The sequence below is a fragment of the Paraburkholderia sp. EG286B genome (assembly GCF_040965655.1).
Taxonomy (GTDB): domain Bacteria; phylum Pseudomonadota; class Gammaproteobacteria; order Burkholderiales; family Burkholderiaceae; genus Paraburkholderia.
The window spans coordinates 1-13006 of the sequence record NZ_JBFRCF010000030.1 but is presented as its reverse complement, the minus strand read 5'-3'; the positions used below and the strand labels follow the sequence as shown (position 1 = coordinate 13006).

Annotated in this window: 12 protein-coding genes; 4 read left to right on the top strand and 8 right to left on the bottom strand. The window is 67.9% G+C overall.

Going from position 1 to position 13006, the window contains the following annotated elements; all coding sequences use genetic code 11:
- Window positions 1–67: 67 nt before the first annotated feature.
- Window positions 68–976, top strand: coding sequence for a DMT family transporter (locus AB4Y42_RS37840; protein WP_368697089.1), 909 nt, complete (start codon window positions 68–70; stop codon window positions 974–976).
- Between the two features lie 101 nt (window positions 977–1077).
- Entirely contained in the window at window positions 1078–2382 is a 1305-nt protein-coding gene (locus AB4Y42_RS37835; protein WP_368697088.1) for a DUF445 domain-containing protein, read from the top strand.
- A 212-nt stretch (window positions 2383–2594) separates the two neighbouring features.
- Here the strand turns inward: AB4Y42_RS37835 and AB4Y42_RS37830 are convergent, their stop codons facing one another.
- Genes AB4Y42_RS37830 through AB4Y42_RS37805 form a run of 6 tightly spaced genes read right to left on the bottom strand, consistent with a single transcriptional unit; the run spans window position 2595 to window position 6690 of the window.
- Complete coding sequence (locus tag AB4Y42_RS37830) at window positions 2595–3527, bottom strand: MBL fold metallo-hydrolase (protein ID WP_368697087.1); 933 nt, start codon at window positions 3525–3527, stop codon at window positions 2595–2597.
- The gene (locus tag AB4Y42_RS37825; protein ID WP_368697086.1) at window positions 3524–3985 is read right to left on the bottom strand and encodes a MaoC family dehydratase; all 462 of its coding nucleotides are present in this window, start codon (window positions 3983–3985) and stop codon (window positions 3524–3526) included. The genes AB4Y42_RS37830 and AB4Y42_RS37825 overlap by 4 nt, the downstream gene beginning before the upstream one ends.
- On the bottom strand, window positions 3982–4215 hold the full coding sequence (locus tag AB4Y42_RS37820) for a DUF1289 domain-containing protein (protein WP_368689367.1): 234 nt from the start codon (window positions 4213–4215) through the stop codon (window positions 3982–3984). The genes AB4Y42_RS37825 and AB4Y42_RS37820 overlap by 4 nt, the downstream gene beginning before the upstream one ends.
- A 2-nt stretch (window positions 4216–4217) precedes the next feature.
- A complete protein-coding gene (locus AB4Y42_RS37815; RefSeq protein ID WP_368697085.1) occupies window positions 4218–4724 on the bottom strand; it encodes a YbaK/EbsC family protein in 507 nt (168 codons plus the stop codon).
- Window positions 4725–4764: 40 nt separating this feature from the next.
- On the bottom strand, window positions 4765–5688 hold the full coding sequence (locus tag AB4Y42_RS37810; protein WP_368697084.1) for a hydroxymethylglutaryl-CoA lyase: 924 nt from the start codon (window positions 5686–5688) through the stop codon (window positions 4765–4767).
- A 54-nt stretch (window positions 5689–5742) separates the two neighbouring features.
- Window positions 5743–6690 (bottom strand): 2-hydroxyacid dehydrogenase, encoded by a 948-nt coding sequence (locus AB4Y42_RS37805; protein WP_368689364.1) that lies wholly within the window; start codon window positions 6688–6690, stop codon window positions 5743–5745.
- A gap of 270 nt (window positions 6691–6960) precedes the next feature.
- Between AB4Y42_RS37805 and AB4Y42_RS37800 the strand changes: the two genes are divergently transcribed.
- Window positions 6961–7572, top strand: a complete 612-nt coding sequence (locus AB4Y42_RS37800; RefSeq protein WP_368697083.1) for an RBBP9/YdeN family alpha/beta hydrolase — start codon at window positions 6961–6963, stop codon at window positions 7570–7572.
- A 147-nt stretch (window positions 7573–7719) separates the two neighbouring features.
- On the opposite strand, the gene AB4Y42_RS37795 is transcribed toward AB4Y42_RS37800, so the two are convergent.
- On the bottom strand, window positions 7720–8976 hold the full coding sequence (locus AB4Y42_RS37795; protein ID WP_368697082.1) for an acetate/propionate family kinase: 1257 nt from the start codon (window positions 8974–8976) through the stop codon (window positions 7720–7722).
- A complete protein-coding gene (locus tag AB4Y42_RS37790; protein WP_368689361.1) occupies window positions 8973–9914 on the bottom strand; it encodes a bifunctional enoyl-CoA hydratase/phosphate acetyltransferase in 942 nt (313 codons plus the stop codon). The genes AB4Y42_RS37795 and AB4Y42_RS37790 overlap by 4 nt, the downstream gene beginning before the upstream one ends.
- Window positions 9915–10410: 496 nt before the next feature.
- Between AB4Y42_RS37790 and AB4Y42_RS37785 the strand changes: the two genes are divergently transcribed.
- A partial coding sequence (locus AB4Y42_RS37785) for a DUF3141 domain-containing protein (RefSeq protein ID WP_368697081.1) occupies window positions 10411–13006 on the top strand: 2596 nt, incomplete at its 3' end.

Genomic DNA, 13006 nt, shown 5'->3' with positions numbered 1-13006 from the left:
CGATAAACTGGCTTGCAGATGCGAAGGGCTGCGCGCCCTTCGTCCGCTACAACGAGGATGCAAGCTCATGTCTTCCAACACTCCTGAAATTCGCCGCGGCGCCGCCGAGATGATCGTCGCGATGCTGATGTCCGGCACCATCGGCTGGCTCGTGGTCGCCTCGCGGCAGGCCCCGATCAACATCGCCTTTTTGCGCTGCGTGCTGGGCGGCGCGACGCTCACGCTCGTGTGCGCCGCGCTCGGCCTGCTGCGCCGCAAGCACCTGCCGCCGCGCACGCTCGCGCTCGCCGTGCTGGGTGGCGCGGCCATCGTCGCGAACTGGGTGCTGCTGTTCGCCGCCTATTCGCGTGCGTCGATCTCCATGGCCACGGCCGTCTACAACACGCAGCCGTTCATGCTGGTCGGTCTCGGCGTGGTCATTCTGCGCGAGCGCGTGAGCGCGTCGACGGTGGCGTGGCTGGCGGTGGCCTTCCTCGGCCTCGTGTGCGTGGTCGAGGTGCAGCCCGCCGTGCTCGCGGTGCCCGGCGAGTATCTGCAGGGGGTGGCCTACGCGGCGGGCGCGGCGTTTCTCTACGCGATCTCGTCGATCATCACGCGCCATCTCAAGGGCACGCCGCCGCACCTCATCGCGCTCGTGCAGCTCGCGTTCGGCGCGCTCGCGCTCGCACCGTTCATCCACTACGGCACGCTGCCGGCCACTCCTGTGCATTGGGCGCAGCTCGTCACGCTCGGCATCGTCCACACGGGCATCATGTACGTGCTGCTCTACGGTGCGATCCAGAAGCTGCCCACGGCGATGACGGGCGCGCTCTCGTTCATCTACCCCGTGGTCGCAATCCTCGTGGACTGGTTCGCGTTCGGCCAGCGTCTCGCGTGGATCCAGGTGGTGGGCGCTGCGCTCATCCTCGTCGCGGCGGCGGGCGTGAATCTCGGCTGGCGCATCGTGCCGCAGCGCCGAAGCCCGCGTTCGGCCTGAGGCGTAGCGAGCGTGCAGCGCTGACGGGGCGTGCCGGCGAGCAGCGGTTGGCGCGCGGGCAGCATAATGTCGCGATTCGAATCCGCGACTCCCTGCTCCTCATGACGCCTTTGCACGCCCCCCGGGACGAAGCCGAACTCGCGCGCGCCAAGCGCCAGGCGCTGGCGTTTCTGCTGGCTGCAGCACTCGTGTTCGCCGGCACGGCACTCTTTTTTCCACCTGGCGTCGTGACGGACGGCGTCAAGTCCGTGAGCGAAGCCGCCATGGTCGGCGGCCTCGCCGACTGGTTCGCGGTGGTCGCGCTGTTCCGGCGCGTTCCGATACCGTTCGTTTCGGCGCATACGGGCGTGATTCCGCGCAACAAGGAGCGCATCGCCGACGAACTCGCCGCCTTCGTGCGCGACAAGTTTCTCGACGTCGGTTCGCTGGTCGGGCTGATCCGGCGCCACGATCCGGTGGCGCGGCTTTCCGGCTGGCTCACCGCGCCGCAGAATGCGCAGCGCCTGGGCGACTACGCGGTGCGCATGATGTCGGGCGTGCTCGGCCTCACCGACGACGCGCGCATCCAGGGCTTCATCCGCGACAGCCTGCACGCGGCGCTCGCGCGCGTCGACATCTCGAAGTCGGCGGGCGCGATTCTCGACACGCTCACCCGCGACGGCCGCCACCAGGAGCTGCTCGACCAGATGCTCGAGCAGCTCGCCATCGTGTTGCGCGACGACGGCACGCGCGCCTTCGTCGCATCGGCCATCGTCGACTGGCTCAAGAGCGACTATCCGACGACCGAGAAGTTTTTGCCGAGTGAGTGGATCGGCGAGAGCGGCGCGCGCGTGGTGGAAAGCGCCGTGAACCGGCTGCTGCTGCAGGTGAGCGAGGATCGCGAGCATCATCTGCGCCAGAAGTTCGACGAGGTCGTGGAAAAGCTGATCGTGAAGCTCAAGAGCGATCCGGCGTTCCTGCGCAAGGGCGAGGAACTGAAGGCGAGCCTGCGCGAGGGCGGCGCGCTCAACGATTACACGCGCGCGCTGTGGGACAGCCTGCGCGCGTGGCTGCGCGACGATCTGGAGCGCGAAGACTCGGCGCTGCACGCGAAGGTCGCCGCAACGGGCCAGTGGCTAGGCGAGACGCTCGCCGCCGATGCTGACCTGCGCGCCTCGCTCAACGGCCATCTCGAAGACGCCGCGCGCGCCATGGCGCCCGACTTTGCTCGCTACCTTACGCACCACATTCGCGACACCGTGAAGAATTGGGACACGCGCGAGACCGCGCGGCTCATCGAGTTGAAAATCGGCAAGGACCTGCAGAAGATCCGCGTGAACGGCACGGTGATCGGCGGCGCGATCGGGCTCGGACTCTACCTGTGTTCGCATCTGTTCGAGCTGGTGCGGCTCAAGCTCGGGCAGTGAGATTGATTCGGATTCCAGATGAATGGGTCCTGTGAGCATGCGTCAGGCCTGCGCTCGTAGGTCATCTGTAGGGAAATCACCGATGCTTCGGGAATTCTGGCGCGAGTATCATCGGCTCGACAGTTTGATCACGTCAGAGCTAATTCCAACGCTCGTCCGGAAACGGACGAGCGTTTTTTTTCGCGCTTTTCCCGCTTTTCGCTGCAGCCCGGCTAGACCTCGGCCGCCGGGGCTTCGAGGCGTTCGCCGTCCACGACCAGCGCGCCGCTCTTCGCCAGTTCCCCAGCCAGTTCGCGCAGCAGCGCCGGCCACGCGCCGCGCGAGGCGAGTTGCTGCGCCGCGGCGTGCAGGGAGGCGGCGTTTTCCAGCATCGCCAGTAGCGAGTCGAAGGTCATCGTGCGCACTTCCAGCAGCTTGAAGACGATCAGCACCTTGAGCGCGTTCTTCGCGTTGCGGGCCGGGTCGGCGCGCAGCCAGGCGAGGCGCGAGAACGCGCGCTCCAGCGCCGCCTCGACGTTGGTGAACGGCTTGCCGTGGCCCGGAATCACCACCCGCACGTCGAGCTTCGCGATGGCTTCGAGCACCGCATGCTGCTCGGCGAACCCGCTTTCGCCTTCGAGCTCGGGAAAAATCACGCCGAAGCCGTGCTCCCAAAGCGCATCGGCGCTGATGAGCAGGCGCGGCCCGGCAGCGTAGAGCATCACCGAGTCGGGGTCGTGCCCCGGCGCGCCGATCACTTCCCATTCGAAGCCGCCTAGCGCGAGCCGTTCGCCCGCCGCGAGCGTGCCTGTGAACGCGAATCGGTCGCAGGTCTGCCCGGTGGCGAGAAAGCTCAAACGCGCCTCGTCCCAGTCGCGCACGATCGGCGCGCTCGCCGCGGGGATCAGCGTCGCGCAGGGCCATTGCGCCTGCAGCCGCGCGTTGCCGCCGCAATGGTCGGAGTGCAGGTGCGTGTTGACGATGAGGTCGAGTGCGCGCGGGCCGAGCGCGTGGCGCACGAGCGCGAGCGTCTGTTCGGCGTGCGTGGCGTAGCCGGTATCGACGAGTGCGGCGCTCGCCTCGTCGACGAGCAGCACGTTGTTCGACGACAGCCAGCCACGCTCGAACACGCGGATCGATTCAGGCAGTGCGGGCGCGGCGCTCATGCCGCTGCATGCGCCGGTGCGTGCCCGGCCTTGGGCATGACGAGGATCGTCGCGCGCCCGACCACGAGCGTTTCGCCTTTCTGGTTCACGGCCTCGCCCGCGAGCTTCACGAGATCGCCGTTCAGGCTCGGCTTCCACCACGCTTCATCCACGCGCCACTCGAACGTGATCGTGTCGTTCGCGTGGGCGGCGCGCTTGAGCTTCATGTCGAATTCGAGCCCGAGCGGTTGTGCATACTGCGAGTAGTGCGTGGCGAGCAGCGCCATGAAATGCGCGGTGGGTTGCGTGCCCGATGCGATCAGGCCGCCAAAGCGGCTTTGCGCCGCGTAGGCTTCGTCGTGGTGCAACGGGTTCAGGTCGTTCACGAGCAGTCCGAACGATTTCACCGATTCGGGCGTGAGCTGAAGCGTCGAGCGGAACGTCTCGCCGACCGTGACGACGCGGGCGGGCGCGTTCATTGTTTTTCTCCTTGCGACGCCGATGCGAAGCGCTGCGCGACCCATTCGGTGTGCCGCGTCTCGATCGCATCCCAGACGGCGCGTTTCGCCTCGTCGTCGAACGTGGACCAGCCGGCAATTTCGTCGATGGTGCGCAGGCATCCCTCGCACAAGCCGCTGCGCTCATCCATGCGGCAGATGTTGATGCAAGGCGAGGGCGGCGGCGTGACGGTGGCGTGACTCGCGGTCATGCTCACGCGTCGCGCAGCGCGACGTCCACCACGGGCGCGCCGGTCAGCGCTTCGAGTTCCTGTGGCGAGAGGTTGAACACCGCATGCGGATGGCCGGCGGCGGCCCACAGGCTTTCGAGCGCGAACAGATCGGCGTCGATCAGCGTGACGGGCGTCGTGGCGTGGCCGATCGGGCACACGCCGCCGATGGCATAGCCGGTTTTCTCGCGCACGAACTTCGCGTCGGCGCGGCCGATCTCGCCCACGTGCGCAGCCACTTTCTTTTCGTCCACGCGGTTCGCGCCGCTCGCGATCACGAGCACGGGCGCGTCGTCTGCGCGGCGGCGGAACAGGATCGACTTGGCGATCTGCGCGACTTCGCAGCCAAGGCCCGCGGCGGCTTCGGTAGAAGTCTTGCCGGTCTCGGGCAGCATCACGACCGGCCTCGCGTGGCCGCGCTCGCGCAGCATCAGGGCGACACGGCGCGCGGACTCGGGCAGGGCGTCGAGGTTGTCGAGGGTTTCCGTCATGAGTTGATTTCCTTCGTACTACGATTCGATGGGTCGCTCGTCACGCGCAGGCGGCTTCGCTGCGGGCCTTCGCAAGCAGGGCCTTGCCCGCGCGCGAGACGTTGGCCCGGCCGATGGCGGTCGAAATGAAGTCGCCCGCCGCGACGACCTGGTTCAGGTCGACGCCGGTTTGAATGCCCAGGCCGTTCATGAGGTACAGCACGTCTTCGGTCGCGACGTTGCCCGTGGCGCCCTTCGCATACGGACAGCCGCCGAGGCCCGCGACCGAGGCGTGGAAAATGGCGATGCCTTCTTCGAGCGCCGCGTAGATGTTGGCGAGCGCCTGGCCGTAGGTGTCGTGGAAGTGGCCCGACAGGCGCTCGCGCGGGAACACCTTCGTCACCGCTTCGAACACTTCGTGCACGCGTTTCGCCGTGCCCACGCCGATGGTGTCGGCAATGTCGATCTCGTCGCAGCCGAGCGCGGCGAAGCGCTCCACCACATCGACGACCGAAGCGACCGGCACTTCGCCCTGATACGGGCAGCCGAGCGAGCACGACACGCTGCCGCGAATGCGCACGCCGTGCTCCTTCGCGGCTTGCGCCACGGGCGCGAAGCGCTCGATGCTTTCCGCGATCGAGCAGTTGATGTTCTTCTGCGAGAACGCCTCGCTTGCCGCGCCGAAGATCACGATCTCGTCCGCGCGCGCGGCGAGCGCGCCTTCGAAGCCGCGCAGATTCGGCGTGAGGACCGAATAGATCGCGCCGCTGCGGCGCTCGATGCCGGCCATGACTTCGGCGCCGTCGGCCATCTGCGGCACCCATTTCGGCGAGACGAACGAGGCGGCCTCGAGGTTCGGAAAGCCCGCGGCCGAGAGCCGGTTGATCAGTTCGATCTTGGTCGCGGTGGGAACGAATTCCTTCTCGTTCTGCAGGCCGTCGCGCGGGCCGACTTCGACGATTTTCACTGCGGTGGGTAATGCCATTGCCGTGTCTCCAACGATTTTTTGAAAAGGCTTCGCGATGTGCTGCCGCGACGTTCAGTAACCGCGCCCGACATGCACCACGCCGCTCACGGTCTCGCCGCGAGCCAGTGCGCCGATCTTGTCGGCGACCTGCGAGATCGCCTCGTCGCGCAACGTGAGCGCCGAACTGTGCGGCGTGATCGTGATACGCGGCTCGCGCCAGAACAGGTGATCGGGCGGCAGCGGCTCTTCGCGGAACACGTCGAGCGTTGCCGCCGCGAGCGTGCCGTTGGCCAGCGCGTCGAGCAGGTCCGGTTCGTCCAGATGCGTGCCACGCGCCACGTTCACGAGATACGCGCCGCGCGAGAGCTTGCCGAAGGTGCGCGCATTGAGCACGCTTTCGGTGTCGGGCGTGGCGGGCAGCAGGTTCACGAGCAGTTTCACGCCGTCGAGGAAGGCGTCGAACTGCTCGCCGTGCAATTCGCCCGAATACGTTTCGATGCCCTCGATCGTCTTCATGCTGCGCGAAAAGCCGCGCACCGGCACGCCGAGCGAGGCGATCGCGTGCGCGACCTGCGCGCCCAGCACGCCGAGACCCAGCACGCCCACCGTGAAGGTCTCGTGTGGATGCGGCGCGAGCACGTGCCATTCGCGGCGCGCCTGGGCGAGCGCGTATTCGTCGAAGCGGCGCAGGTAGCGCAGCACGGCATGCTGCACATACTCGCTCATTTGCCGGCCCATGCCCGAGTCTTCGAGCCGCACGAGCATGGCGGTGCCGGGCAGCGTGCCCGGCCGCTCGCGTTCGTGGGCGAGGATCGCGTCGACGCCCGCACCCAGATTGAAGATGGCGCGAAGTCCCGGCACGCCGAAAAGTTCGCGCGGCGGGTGCCAGACGACCGCGTAGTCGGCGGGGTCGGTGTCGCCGGGCTGCCACTCGCGCAACTCGGCATCGGGCAGGGCGCGCGCGAGGCCGTGGAGCCACGTGGAGGCGTCGGTCTGCGGGAACCAGAAAATGATCTTCATGATGGGTGAACCTGTCCCTGGTAACGGCTGCGCGCCTCGAACCTACGCGCGCTGTTGCATTGCGTGCGGCCCGTGAGCGCCGCGTGCACCGGCACCATTCTACTTTTTCAGGCCCGGGGCCGCCGGGCAAATCGCGGCGCGCCTGCCCGCGGCCTGTCTCGGGCCGAACCAGGCCGGTGGCGCCGAAAAGCTAAGCAAAAAAAATTGGTTCGGCGCGCGCGGCTCGCAGACCACAATCGATTCACGCCGTGTTCCAGCGAGGAAAAAATCATGCTTTCGTGCGCGCAAATGCGTTGGCCGCCCCGCCTCGTCACCGTGCCGGGCCTGCACGGCAGCGACGGCGCTCACTGGCAGAGCTGGCTCGAACGCCAGTTCGCGCGCTCGCTGCGCGCGGAGCAGGACGACTGGGACGCGCCGGATCTCGCGGTCTGGGGCGCGGGGCTCGCGCGGCGGCTGGCGGGCGAACGCGGGCCGTTCCTGCTGGCCGCGCACAGCTTCGGCTGCCTCGTGGCGGCGCATGCGCTGCACACGGGCGTGCTGGGCGAAAGCGGCGCCGACATCGCCGGTGTGCTGTTCGTCGCGCCCGCGAGTCCCCAGAAATTCTGCTTTGCCGGCGCGTTCGAGGCGCGGCAGCTGCCCGTGCCGTCCATCCTCATCGGCAGCGAAACCGATCCGTGGATGCCGCTCGAAGGCGCCCGCGCGCTCGCGCAGCAACTGGGCAGCACGTTCGTGAACCTCGGCGATGCGGGACACATCAACACGGCGGCGGGCTTCGGGCCGTGGCCGCGCGCGAAGTATTTCGTCGATACGCTCGTTCATGGCGCCGTGCCGGGCCGGTTGCGCGACGCGGCATTCGACCAGAGTGGTCCGGCGTACGCCTGATACGCGGCGCGGCGAACCGCAGCGCCGTGCGGCGGCTCAGCGGTCCTTGCGCGCGTGAGGTTGCACAGACCCGCAATGCAGTAGCAACTGGCGAGCCTGCGCTGTTCTCTGGCGAAGACTCCTCCCGCGAAGACGTTTGATGCCCGCTCAGTGCCTGAGCGCAGCCCGCAACAACCGTGCCGTATGGAGCGCGATCATCCCTTCTTCGTCGGTGCGGATCGCGAAAACGGGAACGCGGCTTTCGCGCGTGCTCACGCGCTCGTTGCCGTTACTGCTGCCCACCTCGTTGACCTGCGCGTCGAGCACGGTGCCGAACACCGGTGCGAGCCGCTCGCATACCTGCGCGCGAATGGGCGCGGCATGCTCGCCGATGCCGGCCGTGAACACGAGCGCGTCGAGCCCGCCCAGCACCACGGCGAGCTTGCCCACGTCCTGCGCGATGCGATACGTATAGAAGTCGATTGCGAGCTTCGCCCGGTCGCTGCCGCTCGCGAGCAGCTCGCGCATGTCGCTGCTCAGGCCCGACAGGCCCTTCAGGCCCGACTCCTGATACAGCACCTTCTCGATGGCGTGGTAGTCCATGCCCTTCGCCATCATCCAGAGCACGGCGCCCGCGTCGAGCGCGCCGCAGCGCGTGCCCATGGGCAGGCCGTCGAGCGCGGTGAGGCCCATGGTGGTCTCGATGCTCTTGCCGTCCTTCATCGCGCACAGGCTCGCGCCATTGCCCAGATGCGCGACGACCACGCGCCCGCGCGCAACGTCGGGCGCGACCTGATGCAGGTGCCTGGCGATGTATTCGTACGAGAGACCGTGAAATCCGTAGCGCCGCACGCCCTCGCCGTAATAGCTGTACGGCAGCGCAAAGAGCTGCGCCATGATGTCGTTGCCCGCGTGGAACGCGGTGTCGAAGCACGCCACCTGCGGCAGTTCGGGCGCGGCCTGACGCACCGCGCGAATCGCGGCGAGGTTGTGCGGCTGATGCAGCGGCGCGAGCGGCGTGAGCGCGTCGAGCTCCTGGATCACTTCGTCGTCGATGAGCACGGCGTCGGCGTAGCGCGCGCCGCCGTGCACCACGCGGTGGCCGATCGCGGCGGGCGGCGTGTCGCGCAGGCCCACGGCGAGCACGAGGCGCAGGAGGCGAAACGCGGCGTCGTGATCGGCGACCTGGGCCACCGGAAACTTCTCGTCGACGATCAGGCGCCCGTCGGCCATATGCGCGACCACGCGCGGCGCGACGCCGATGCCCTCGATCTGCCCGCCCGCGCCATGCAGTGCGCGCGCACCGCCCTCCACGTGGTCGTCTTCGATCACGCGAAACACCGAACACTTGATGCTCGACGAGCCCGCATTCACGACGAGCACGACATGGCCTTCCACGGCCGGCTGGGCTTGGACGCTGCTCACAGGATCTCCGTTGCTTTGCGCGCGCGCCGCGCATGCGCGAGCAGCACGGCGATCGCGCAACTGCCGATGCGCGAGCGCACGCTGTCGGCGCGGCTCGTGAGGATGATCGGCACGCGCGCGCCGAGGACGATGCCGGCCGCTTCCGCGCCGGCGAGGAAGGTGAGCTGCTTGGCGAGCATGTTGCCCGCTTCGAGGTCGGGCACGAGCAGGATGTCGGGGTCGCCTGCAACGGGCGACGTAATGCCCTTGATGCGCGCGGCTTCGGCGCTGATCGCGTTGTCGAAGGCGAGCGGGCCGTCGAGCAGGCCGCCCGTGATCTGGCCGCGGTCGGCCATCTTGCACAGGGCGGCGGCGTCGATGGTGGAGGGCATCTTTTCGGACACCGTTTCCACGGCGCCGAGAATGGCGACCTTCGGTGTGCCCACGCCCAGCGACTGCACGAGGTCGATCGCGTTGCGCACGATGTCGGCCTTGTCGGCGAGCTTGGGGAAGATGTTGACGGCCGCATCGGTGATGAAGAGCGGCTTGTGGTACGAGGGCACGTCCATCGCGAATACGTGCGAGAGGCGCCGCTCGGTGCGCAGGCCATTGGCGCCGATCGCGACCTCGTGGAGCAGTTCGTCGCTGTGCAGGCTGCCCTTCATGAGCAGTTCGGCCTGGCCCTCGCGCACGGCGCGCACGGCGAATTCGGCGGCGGCGTGGCTGTGCGGCGCGTCGATGAGGGTGATGCCATCGAGGCGCAGATCGGCTTCCTCGGCTACCGCGCGGATTTTCGCTTCCGGGCCGACGAGGATCGGCACGATCAAGCCGAGATTCGCGGCGTCGAGCGCGCCGGTGAGCGAGGACACGTCGCAGGGATGCGCCACGGCGGTGGGCACGGGCGCGAGGCCGCCGCAGCGGGCGAGCAGAACCGAATACTTGTCAGGCGATGAAGTCATGACGGTCTCCTCCAGGATGTGTATCTGGACCATGCTGCGGCGCGCAAAGCCGTAACAGTGTAGACCAGCGCGAACGAGGCAGTCGGCTGGATGCACGCGTGGCCGGCGCGGCATCGTGACGCGCGGTGCTCAGGCCCGGCGGTCGCGCCTGTCATGCTTCGTTCACAGGGCGTTGCGATCATCGGGGAGGCACCGGGGCCCGCCGCGAACCTTGACTTTCGCAGGGCCGCCGCCTAAGTTTTTAGATGCCGCAGTGCAACATGATCTGACTCTTTTCACGTCGCGGTCGCGAGGCGCACGAAACGCGCACGCGGCCGCGAAACTCTTTTGCCGGCCCCGTTGCCCGCCATGCCGCCGCTGTGAGGGCGGCAGAACAGGGGCAGCGGCCAAGGCCCCGCGCGTCATTCGTCGTGAAGGCGCGCGTCCACGGCCCGCGCCGGCCTGGCGCCTGCTTGCCGCGAGGCGAGCCGGCGCTCCCTTAAAGGAGATTCGTCTCGTGGCAGTTCCCACCTCCTCGCCGCTCGTTTCGTCGCCGTTTTCGTTTCTGCCCACGCTCGCATCGGGCACGTCTTTCTGGCCCTTTGCGCCTTTCTGGCCCCTCGCGGGCGCAACCGACGAGGAGTCATCGCCCCACACGCCGCTGACCGACGCGGCTTCGGCCGTGTCCTCGGCCGTGAACCAGGCAATCGAAACGGCGCAATCTGCGCCAACGGTCGCACAGCCGCTCTACGACTACCTCTACGACGCCTGGCAGCGCAGCGTGCTGTTCCTCGACGTGCTGCGCGAGCGCGGCAACCAGACTTATGTGCACGAGCAGGCGGGCATGCCGCCGGTGCTCGCGTTCGACTACGAAGTGATCGTCGACGGCCGCGAACTCGACGATCCGTGCAACTACGCACTCCTGCGCATCAAGCCCGAAGAGGGCGTGCCGACCGATCCGCGCATGCGCCCCTTCGTCGTGATCGATCCGCGCGCGGGCCACGGCCCCGGCATTGCCGGCTTCAAGATGGACAGCGAAGTGGGCATCGCGCTGCGCAAGGGCCACCCGTGCTATTTCGTGACGTTCTTCCCGCTGCCTTGCGAAACGCAGACGATCCAGTCGGTCGCGCAGGCCGAAGCCGTCTTCATTCAACGCGTGCGCGAGTTGCATCCTGACGCGGACGGCCTGCCGTTCATCATCGGCAACTGCCAGGGCGGCTGGGCCGCGGCGCTGCTCGCGGCTTCCGCGCCCGGGCTGGTCGGCCCGCTCATGCTCGCGGGCTCGCCGCTGTCGTACTGGGCCGGCGTGCGCGGCAAGAACCCCATGCGCTATTCGGGCGGCATGCTGGGCGGTTCGTGGATGTCCTCGCTCGCAGCGGATCTGGGCGATGGCCGCTTCGACGGCGCGTATCTGGTGCAGAACTTCGAGTACCTCAATCCGGCCAACACGTACTGGGGCAAGCTCTACAACCTCTACTCGAAGGTCGATTCCGAGCGCGAGCGCTTCCTCGAATTCGAGCGCTGGTGGGGCGGCCATTTTCAGCTGAACCGCGCCGAGATCGACTGGATCGTGCAGAACCTCTTCGTGGGCAACCACCTCACGCGCAACGAGGTATTCGCGAAGAATGCGCGCTCGCCGGTGGACCTGCGCAACATCCGCACGCCGATCATCGTGCTTGCCTCGTGGGGCGACAACATCACGCCGCCGCAGCAGGCGCTCAACTGGATTCCCGACCTCTACGCGAGCGTCGACGAGATCGTCGCCAACGAGCAGGTGATCGTGTACTGCCTGCACGACAAGGTGGGGCATCTCGGCATCTTCGTTTCGGCGAGCGTGGCCAATAAGGAGCACACCGAACTATTCTCGGCGCTCGACCTGATCGACGTGCTGCCGCCGGGCCTCTACGAAGCGAAGATCACCGACTCGACGCCGGAAGCCGCGCGCCTCGAAGCGCTCGAAGGGCGCTACGAGATCCGCTTCGAGCTGCGCACCATCGAAGATATTCTCGCGCTCGACGACGGCCGCGACGACGAGCAGCCCTTCGAGGTGGTGCGCCGTCTCGCGGAGAACAACCAGCGCCTGTATGACCTGTTCGTCTCGCCGTTCGTGCGGGCGTCGAGCAACGCGTTCAGCGCGCATGCGCTGCGCGAGTCGCATCCGTCGCGCGTGGAGCGCAGCGTGCTGAGCGACGCAAATCCGACGCTCGGTGTGCTGCCCGCCATGGCGGAAACGGTGCGCGCGCATCGCAAGCCGGCCGCGCCCGACAATCCGTTCACGCTGCTCGAAAAGCAGGCTTCGGCGACCATCGAGGCAACGCTGGATGCGTATCGCGACGCGCGCGACGCGTGGGTCGAGAGCACCTTCTACAACGTGTACACCGCGCCGTGGGTGCAGGCCTGTGTGGGCGTGGCGCCCAACCAGCCGCTCGAGCCGATCGCGCCGCCGCTCATGGCGCTGCGCAAGGAGCTTGCACAGTACCGCCTGCGCGCGGCGCGCGCGCATCTCGCGAAGGGCACGCTCGTCGACGCGTTCATGCGCATCGCCGCGTACATCGTCGATGAAATGCATACCGTGCAGTACCGGCCGTTCCAGCGCATGCGCGAGCTCGCGCGCGAGTATCTCGGCGATCGCCAGCCAAGCATCGCCGAGCTGAAGGAATCGGCGCGCCGCCAGGGCGCGATCGTGCAGCTCGATCCGCAGGCCGCGATCGACGCGTTGCCCGAGATCGTGCCCGACATGAAGACACGCCGCGCGCTGCTCGCGGCCGTGTACCGCATCGCGACCGTGTCCGGGCCGCTCGAAGGCGAGCGTCGCGAGCGCTATCGCCACGTACAACGCGCGCTGGGCGTCGAGCCGGGCAGCGAGAAGACCGGACTGCCGCCGCTCGATGGCGGCGGGTCGTCGTCGGAAGGCGGCGGTGCTTCGGGCGCTGGCGGCGGCACGCCTGGCGACGGCGGTTCCGAACAGGGCGTCAAGGCATACTCTGCCGCAGAAGCCGCAGAAGCCGCAGAAGCCGCAGAAGCCGCAGAAGCCGCAGAAGCCGCAGAAGCCGCAGAAGCCGCAGAAGCCGCAGAAGCCGCAGAAGCCGCAGAAGCCGCAGAAGCCGCAGAAG